Consider the following 3577-nt stretch of genomic DNA (forward strand, 5'->3'; position numbering starts at 1 on the left):
CGGAAGCTAAGCCTTTCAGCGCCGATGGTACTGCAGGGGGGACCCTGTGGGAGAGTAGGACGCCGCCGAACTCCTTTTGATAGTTAAGCCCCGTGTCCTTGTGGCACGGGGCTTTTCTGCGTTCCGGAGGCGTTCTCCCCGTACCCCTGTGTTCCTGCCGGCCACGGCTGAGGGTAGGGTCAGGGGGCATCATTGGCACGTTCTTCACAGGAGGCCCCCGGGTGGAGGTCCAGGAGACTCGCGTTCAGACGAACCGGGTACTCACCATCCCCAACATCCTCAGCATGGCTCGCCTTGTCGGCGTACCTGTCTTCCTGTGGCTGATTCTCCGCCCCGAGTTCGGTGGGCCCAAGAGCGACGGCTGGGCGTTGCTGGTACTGATGTTCAGCGGTGTCAGCGACTACCTCGACGGAAAGCTCGCACGTCGTTGGAACCAGATCAGCAGCCTCGGAAGGCTCCTGGACCCGGCTGCCGACCGTCTCTACATTCTTTCGACCCTGGTCGGGCTGACCTGGCGGGAGATCCTTCCGCTCTGGCTCACCGCGGCTCTGCTCGCCCGTGAACTGATGCTTCTCGTGATGGTGGGAATCCTCCGCCGCCACGGCTATCCGCCGCCCCAGGTGAACTTCCTGGGCAAGGCGGCTACGTTCAACCTGATGTACGCATTCCCCTTGTTGCTGCTCAGCGACGGAGGTGGTTGGCTGGCAACGCTGGCCACCGTTTTCGGATGGGCGTTCGCAGGATGGGGTACAACGCTCTACTGGTGGGCAGGGATCCTCTACGTGGTTCAGGTCCGCCGGCTTGTCAAGGCGGATGCAGTAGCCGATTGAGCCTGTTGATGCGGTGCCGCGCAGCGTGGCCGGCCCGCGGTTGATGACACAGATCCTGCCCAGACGGGCGAAGTCGGCTAGACCGTCGTCTCTTCGAGGAGGACGTTTCCGACATGAAGGCCGTCGTGATGGCTGGTGGTGAAGGCACTCGCCTTCGCCCCATGACCTCAAGCATGCCCAAGCCGCTCCTGCCCGTAGCCAATCGGCCGATCATGGAGCATGTGCTTCGGCTGCTCAAGAGGCACGGGCTCAATGAGACGGTCGTGACCGTCCAGTTTCTCGCGTCTCTGGTGAAGAACTACTTCGGGGACGGCGAAGAGCTCGGAATGGAGCTCACCTATGCCAACGAGGAGAAACCGCTCGGTACCGCGGGCAGCGTGAAGAATGCCGAAGAGGCATTGAAGGACGACACATTCCTCGTTATTTCAGGTGACGCACTCACCGACTTCGACCTCAGCGACCTCATCGCCTTCCACAAGGAAAAGGGCGGCCTGGTCACCGTCTGCCTCACCCGTGTGCCGAACCCTCTGGAATTCGGCATCACGATTGTTGACGAAGCCGGCCAGGTCGAACGGTTCCTGGAGAAGCCCACCTGGGGGCAGGTCTTCTCGGACACCGTGAACACGGGCATCTACGTGATGGAGCCCGAGGTCTTCAACTACGTCGAGGCCGATGTTTCCGTGGACTGGTCGGGGGATGTGTTCCCGCAGCTCATGAAGGAAGGCAAGCCCATCTACGGCTACGTCGCCGAGGGCTACTGGGAGGACGTCGGCACTCACGAGAGCTACGTCAAGGCGCAGGCCGACGTCCTCGAGCGCAAGGTCGACGTGGAGATCGACGGCTTCGAGATCTCGCCCGGTGTATGGGTGGCCGAAGGCGCGGACGTACACCCCGACGCGGTCCTCAGGGGCCCGCTGTACATCGGTGACTACGCCAAGATCGAGGCCGGGGTCGAGATCCGTGAGCACACGGTCGTCGGGTCGAACGTCGTCGTGAAGAGCGGGGCCTTCCTGCACAAGGCCGTGGTGCACGACAACGTGTACATCGGTGACCACAGCAATCTGCGTGGCTGTGTGATCGGCAAGAACACCGACATCATGCGTGCGGCCCGTATCGAGGACGGCGCCGTCATCGGCGACGAATGCCTCGTCGGCGAGGAATCGATCATCCAGGGAAACGTGCGCGTCTATCCCTTCAAGACCATCGAGGCCGGCGCCTTCGTCAACACCTCGGTGATCTGGGAGTCGCGCGGACAGGCCCACCTGTTCGGGGCCCGAGGCGTCTCCGGGATCCTGAACGTCGAGATCACGCCGGAACTGGCGGTCAGGCTGGCCGGTGCGTACGCGACGACCCTGAAGAAGGGCTCCACGGTCACCACCGCGCGTGACCACTCCCGCGGTGCCCGTGCACTGAAACGTGCGGTGATCTCGGCCCTTCAGGCCAGTGCCATCGACGTCCGGGACCTCGAGAACGTACCGCTGCCCGTGGCGCGCCAGCAGACCGCACGCGGCAGCGCGGGCGGGATCATGATCCGGACGTCGCCGGGCGTCCCCGACTCCGTCGACATCATGTTCTTCGACGAGCGCGGCGCGGACCTCTCCCAGGCACAGCAGCGCAAGCTGGACCGCGTCTACGCCCGGCAGGAGTACCGCCGCGCCTTCCCCGGGGAGATCGGGGACCTGCACTTCCCGTCCAGCGTCTTCGACTCGTACACCGGCTCCCTGCTGCGGAACGTGGACACCGCGGGGATCGCCGATGCCGGGCTCAAGGTCGTCGTCGACGCCTCCAACGGCAGCGCCGGGCTTGTTCTGCCCAGCCTGCTGGGACGCCTCGGTGTGGACGCTCTGACCATCAACCCGGGACTCGACGAGTCGCGTCCGACCGAGTCCGCCGAGACCCGGCGGTCCGGGCTGGTCCGGCTCGGGGAGATCGTCTCCTCGGCGCGGGCCGCCTTCGGTATCCGGTTCGACCCGGTCGGCGAGCGGCTCTCCCTCGTCGACGAGCGGGGCCGGATCATCGAGGACGACCGGGCGCTGCTGGTCATGCTCGACCTCGTCGCCGCCGAGCGGCGCAGCGGCCGGGTGGCCCTGCCCGTGACCACCACACGCGTCGCCGAACAGGTGGCCGCGTACCACGGCACCCAGGTCGAGTGGACCACTACCTGGCCCGACGACCTGACCCGGGTGGGGCGTGAGGAAGGCACCATCTTCGGTGGAGACGGGCGCGGCGGCTTCATCGTTCCCGAATTCAGCAGCGTCTTCGACGGGTCGGCCGCGTTCGTACGGCTCATCGGGCTGGTGGCCAGGACGCAGCTCACGCTCAGCCAGATCGACGCGCGCATCCCGCGTGCCCACGTTCTGCGCCGGGACCTGGCGACCCCGTGGGCCGTGAAGGGGCTGGTGATGCGCCGTGTCGTCGAGGCCGCCGGAGACCGCGACGTCGACACGACGGACGGTGTGCGGGTCGTCGAGGCGGACGGACGCTGGGTGATGGTGCTGCCGGACCGGGCGGAGGCGGTCACCCACCTGTGGGCGGAAGGGCCGGACGACGCCTCGGCGCAGGCTCTTCTGGACGAGTGGGCTGCGGTCGTCGACAGCGCGGGTCACTGAGGAGTCCGGCCGCTGCGACGGTTCAAAAACCCCCCCGCGGGCGGGGGCCCCCGCCCCCCCGCCGGTGGCGGGAGGGGCCCGCCGGCCCCGTGCGGCCCACCCGTGGGGGCCATCGGCCGGAGCCGCAGACACAAGCCA

General features: G+C 66.6%; 2 protein-coding genes. Both read left to right on the top strand.

The window, feature by feature from the left end; translation table 11 throughout:
- The first annotated feature begins 221 nt into the window (after nt 1–221).
- Nucleotides 222–830, top strand: a complete 609-nt coding sequence (locus ACFVJX_RS35920) for a CDP-alcohol phosphatidyltransferase family protein (RefSeq protein ID WP_384134744.1) — start codon at nt 222–224, stop codon at nt 828–830.
- 113 nt (nt 831–943) lie between these two features.
- Complete coding sequence (locus tag ACFVJX_RS35925) at nt 944–3439, top strand: sugar phosphate nucleotidyltransferase (protein WP_384134747.1); 2496 nt, start codon at nt 944–946, stop codon at nt 3437–3439.
- Nucleotides 3440–3577: the final 138 nt, after the last annotated feature.

Source organism: Streptomyces sp. NPDC127177, from assembly GCF_042672475.1.
In the GTDB taxonomy this organism is placed as follows: Bacteria; Actinomycetota; Actinomycetes; order Streptomycetales; family Streptomycetaceae; genus Streptomyces.

What these genes read in the sequence shown, in the direction of transcription:
- ACFVJX_RS35925 (WP_384134747.1), top strand. Translation starts at nt 944, where the DNA reads ATGAAGGCCGTCGTGATGGCTGGTGGTGAAGGCACTCGCCTTCGCCCC.